The 5,618-nt window shown below is 47.3% G+C and carries 2 tRNA genes and 3 rRNA genes; all 5 read left to right on the top strand.

Annotation, left to right across the window (positions count from 1 at the left end):
* The first annotated feature begins 319 nt into the window (after positions 1–319).
* A 16S ribosomal RNA gene (locus DDY94_RS16035) occupies positions 320–1,845 on the top strand.
* Between the two features lie 155 nt (positions 1,846–2,000).
* A tRNA-Ile gene (locus DDY94_RS16030) sits at positions 2,001–2,074 on the top strand.
* A 142-nt stretch (positions 2,075–2,216) separates the two neighbouring features.
* Positions 2,217–2,290, top strand: a tRNA-Ala gene (locus tag DDY94_RS16025).
* Between the two features lie 186 nt (positions 2,291–2,476).
* Positions 2,477–5,283: ribosomal RNA gene (locus DDY94_RS16020) — 23S ribosomal RNA — on the top strand.
* A 209-nt stretch (positions 5,284–5,492) separates the two neighbouring features.
* A 5S ribosomal RNA gene (gene rrf / locus DDY94_RS16015) occupies positions 5,493–5,600 on the top strand.
* Together the 16S, 23S and 5S rRNA genes with 2 tRNA genes alongside form the textbook arrangement of a ribosomal RNA operon.
* The last annotated feature ends 18 nt before the right edge of the window (positions 5,601–5,618 follow it).

The raw sequence follows: 5,618 nt of genomic DNA, 5'->3' as shown, positions 1-5,618 counted from the left end.
TGGTAAAGGGTTATATATTTGCGCGCTCAAAACGGGTAGTGATATGTTGTTTTGGGGAGTTCTCATGGGGTGATGATTAGGAGGAGAAAAAAAATTAAAAAATAATTTTTAAAGATGTTGTGGGAATAAAAAAAGGGTTTTATATTTGCACCCGCTTAAATGCCGAAGGGTATTTAGGGATAAGAAAAAATAAGTTCATTAACATATTGAATTGACAGCGTAAGGTTATAATTGGAAACGGTTATAGCCTAGTAAGAGAACGAACCATCATGAGTACTTTTTAGATTCTGAATTAGTTGTTAAATATATTAAAGATTTAACGATGAAGAGTTTGATCCTGGCTCAGGATGAACGCTAGCGGCAGGCCTAACACATGCAAGTCGAACGGTAACATAGAGAAGCTTGCTTTTCTGATGACGAGTGGCGCACGGGTGCGTAACGCGTATACAATCTACCTTTTACAGGGGGATAGCCTTTGGAAACGAAGAATAATACCCCATAGTATTATTAATTGGCATCGATTAATAATTAAAGTTACGGCGGTAAGAGATGAGTATGCGTTCTATTAGCTAGTAGGTGTGGTAACGGCACACCTAGGCGACGATAGATAGGGGCCCTGAGAGGGGGATCCCCCACACTGGTACTGAGACACGGACCAGACTCCTACGGGAGGCAGCAGTGAGGAATATTGGACAATGGTCGAAAGACTGATCCAGCCATGCCGCGTGCAGGAAGACTGCCCTATGGGTTGTAAACTGCTTTTGTACGGGAAGAAACCCCCCTACGTGTAGGGGGCTGACGGTACCGTAAGAATAAGCATCGGCTAACTCCGTGCCAGCAGCCGCGGTAATACGGAGGATGCAAGCGTTATCCGGAATCATTGGGTTTAAAGGGTCCGTAGGTGGATTAGTCAGTCAGAGGTGAAATCCTGCAGCTCAACTGTAGAACTGCCTTTGATACTGCTAGTCTTGAATTATTGTGAAGTGGTTAGAATATGTAGTGTAGCGGTGAAATGCATAGATATTACATAGAATACCGATTGCGAAGGCAGATCACTAACAATATATTGACACTGATGGACGAAAGCGTGGGGAGCGAACGGGATTAGATACCCCGGTAGTCCACGCCGTAAACGATGGTCACTAGCTGTTCGGACTTCGGTCTGAGTGGCTAAGCGAAAGTGATAAGTGACCCACCTGGGGAGTACGTTCGCAAGAATGAAACTCAAAGGAATTGACGGGGGCCCGCACAAGCGGTGGAGCATGTGGTTTAATTCGATGATACGCGAGGAACCTTACCAGGGCTTAAATGTAAGTTGCATTAGCTAGAGATAGCTATTTCTTCGGACTACTTACAAGGTGCTGCATGGTTGTCGTCAGCTCGTGCCGTGAGGTGTCAGGTTAAGTCCTATAACGAGCGCAACCCCTGTTGTTAGTTGCCAGCATGTAAAGATGGGAACTCTAGCAAGACTGCCGGTGCAAACCGCGAGGAAGGTGGGGATGACGTCAAATCATCACGGCCCTTACGTCCTGGGCTACACACGTGCTACAATGGTATAGACAATGAGCAGCCACTTCGTGAGAAGGAGCGAATCTACAAACTATATCTCAGTTCGGATCGGAGTCTGCAACTCGACTCCGTGAAGCTGGAATCGCTAGTAATCGGATATCAGCCATGATCCGGTGAATACGTTCCCGGGCCTTGTACACACCGCCCGTCAAGCCATGGAAGCTGGGAGTGCCTGAAGTCCGTCACCGCAAGGAGCGGCCTAGGGTAAAATCGGTAACTAGGGCTAAGTCGTAACAAGGTAGCCGTACCGGAAGGTGCGGCTGGAACACCTCCTTTCTAGAGAAAGACGACTAAGGTAGAAAATTGAAGCACCATTATTGGTTTGTTCTTTTGCTGTTAATTTAAATAAAATAAGAGTAGGCAGTAGCCAGTACTCAGTCACAGTAAGCAAATTACTGCCAACTGACGACTGAACACTGCGTACTATAAATAGTCTCATAGCTCAGCTGGTTAGAGCGCTACACTGATAATGTAGAGGTCGGCAGTTCGAGTCTGCCTGAGACTACAATGCAGCAAAAGCTGCGAGTACTTAATACTGAGTAATTAGTATTGAGAACGTTCATTAAAGACTGAGAAAGGAAATTCTGGAAGTTGGGTATGTAGTTATGTACTAACTACTAACTACTCATTACTAACGACTAGTACATGGGGAATTAGCTCAGCTGGCTAGAGCGCCTGCCTTGCACGCAGGAGGTCACCGGTTCGACTCCGGTATTCTCCACAAAAATCAGTAAACAGTCCCAGTTTACAGAAAGCAGTTTTACTGCCAACTGACACTGAGTACTGCGAACTGAATAAACGTTCATTGACATATTGAAAAAAGATACATGAAAATTAGATAGATAATATTTAATAAAACAAAGTAATTGTAACGAGCAATTATAACTCATTAAAAAGACAAAAAGTACAATAAGCTAAACAAGAGCGTATGGGGAATGCCTAGGCTCTCAGAGGCGAAGAAGGACGTGATAAGCTGCGAAAAGCTGCGGGGATCGGCACATACGAATTGATCCGCAGATATCCGAATGGGGCAACCCACTATGTTGAAGACATAGTATCCGCAAGGAGGCGAACCCGGAGAACTGAAACATCTAAGTACCCGGAGGAGAAGAAAACAAAAGTGATTCCGCTAGTAGTGGCGAGCGAACGCGGAATAGCCCAAACCAGTGTTGTTACGGCAACATTGGGGTTGTAGGACTGCGACATTGATTGTGTAATGAATTAGAACGCTTTGGAAAGAGCGACCAAAGAGGGTGATAGTCCCGTATAAGTAAAGACCATTAATCATAGCAGTATCCTGAGTAGCGCGGGGCACGTGTAACCCTGTGTGAATTAGTCGGGACCATCCGATAAGGCTAAATACTCCTGAGAGACCGATAGTGAACTAGTACCGTGAGGGAAAGGTGAAAAGAACCCTGAATAAGGGAGTGAAATAGAACCTGAAACCATACGCTTACAAGCGGTCGGAGCCCGTAAGGGTGACGGCGTGCCTTTTGCATAATGAGCCTACGAGTTACCGTTGCTAGCAAGGTTAAGCACTTCAGGTGCGGATCCGTAGCGAAAGCGAGTCTGAATAGGGCGTTTAGTTAGCAGTGGTAGACGCGAAACCGTGTGATCTACCCATGGGCAGGGTGAAGCTGTGGTAACACACAGTGGAGGCCCGAACCGGTTGACGTTGAAAAGTCTTCGGATGACCTGTGGGTAGGGGTGAAAGGCCAATCAAACTCGGAAATAGCTCGTACTCCCCGAAATGCATTTAGGTGCAGCGTTGATTTAGTTTTATAGAGGTAGAGCTACTGATTGGATGCGGGGGCTTCACCGCCTACCAATTCCTGACAAACTCCGAATGCTATAAAATGATGATCAGCAGTGAGGGCATGGGTGCTAAGGTCCATGTCCGAGAGGGAAAGAACCCAGACCATCAGCTAAGGTCCCCAAATGTATGTTAAGTTGAATAAACGAGGTTGAACTGCTTAGACAGCTAGGATGTTGGCTTGGAAGCAGCCATTCATTTAAAGAGTGCGTAACAGCTCACTAGTCGAGCGGTTCGGCATGGATAATAATCGGGCATAAACATACTACCGAAGCTATGGACGAAAGTGGTAGGGGAGCATTGTAGTGGGGTTGAAGGAAGAGCGTGAGCTTTTCTGGACTAGCTACAAAAGAAAATGTAGGCATAAGTAACGATAATGCGGGCGAGAAACCCGCACACCGAAAGACTAAGGTTTCCTCAGCTATGCTAATCAGCTGAGGGTTAGTCGGGACCTAACGCGAACCCGAAAGGGGTAGTGGATGGACAACGGGTTAATATTCCCGTACCTGCTCACACTAAAAGTGACGGATCCCCGTGGTTGCTGCGTACTGACGGAATAGTACGTTGAAGCGCAAGCGATAGTACACTGAGGCTACGGCCAAGGTGATAATGCAGCGAAGGGGGTTCCAAGAAAAGCGAGTGAAGCAGCCCGTACCGTAAACCGACACAGGTAGTTGGGATGAGAATTCTAAGGTGCTCGAGAGATTCATGGCTAAGGAACTAGGCAAAATAGACGCGTAACTTCGGGAGAAGCGTCGCCCTGATGGCGACATCAGGGCCGCAGTGAAAAGGTCCAGGCGACTGTTTATCAAAAACACAGGGCTCTGCTAAATCGAAAGATGACGTATAGGGCCTGACACCTGCCCGGTGCTGGAAGGTTAAGTGGAGGGTTTAGCTTCGGCGAAGATCTGAAATGAAGCCCCAGTAAACGGCGGCCGTAACTATAACGGTCCTAAGGTAGCGAAATTCCTTGTCGGGTAAGTTCCGACCTGCACGAATGGTGTAACGATCTGGACACTGTCTCAGCCATGAGCTCGGTGAAATTGTAGTAACGGTGAAGATGCCGTTTACCCGCAGTGGGACGAAAAGACCCCGTGAACCTTTACTATAGCTTAGTATTGGCTTTGGATAAGTAATGTGTAGGATAGGTGGGAGACTATGAAATGGCGTCGCCAGGCGTTGTGGAGTCATTGTTGAAATACCACCCTTTGCTTATCTAGAGTCTAACCTCTAATCAGGGACAGTGCTTGGTGGGTAGTTTGACTGGGGTGGTCGCCTCCAAAAGAGTAACGGAGGCTTCTAAAGGTTCCCTCAGCACGCTTGGTAACCGTGCGTAGAGTGCAATGGCATAAGGGAGCTTGACTGAGAGACATACAGGTCGATCAGGTACGAAAGTAGAGCATAGTGATCCGGTGGTTCCGCATGGAAGGGCCATCGCTCAAAGGATAAAAGGTACTCCGGGGATAACAGGCTGATCTCCCCCAAGAGCTCACATCGACGGGGGGGTTTGGCACCTCGATGTCGGCTCGTCACATCCTGGGGCTGGAGAAGGTCCCAAGGGTTGGGCTGTTCGCCCATTAAAGTGGCACGCGAGCTGGGTTCAGAACGTCGTGAGACAGTTCGGTCTCTATCTACTGTGGGCGTTAGAAATTTGAGTGGATCTGACTCTAGTACGAGAGGACCGAGTTGGACTAACCTCTGGTGTACCTGTTGTTCTGCCAAGGGCATTGCAGGGTAGCTACGTTGGGAAGGGATAAGCGCTGAAAGCATATAAGCGCGAAACCCACCACAAGATGAGATTTCTTTAAAGGGTCGTGGAAGATGACCACGTTGATAGGCTACAGGTGTAAAGGCAGCAATGTCATAGCCGAGTAGTACTAATAACCCATAGGCTTATTGATAGAAGCCCCCTCTAACTCTCCCAATTTGGGGGAGGACACTTACTCAAACGGGTAACGAGGGGCGCCAGTCTTTTTATATCAAACAAATCATGTAATTTTTTCAATATGTCAAAATATTAGCGCGCAAGCGCAGTTAACAGTGTCCGGTCACAGTTTACAGTAAAGACAATTTACTGCCAACTGATTACCGAGACTGCTAACTCAAAGATTAAGGTGGTTATAGCGACGGGGCTCACCTCTTACCATTCCGAACAGAGAAGTTAAGCCCGTTTGCGCCGATGGTACTACAATCGTGGAAGAGTAGGTCGCCGCCTTTTTTAAGCCTTCAAGATTTT

The sequence above is a fragment of the Winogradskyella tangerina genome (assembly GCF_003260205.1).
GTDB classification, from domain to species: domain Bacteria; phylum Bacteroidota; class Bacteroidia; order Flavobacteriales; family Flavobacteriaceae; genus Winogradskyella; species Winogradskyella tangerina.
This window is presented reverse-complemented; position numbering and strand designations above follow the sequence as displayed.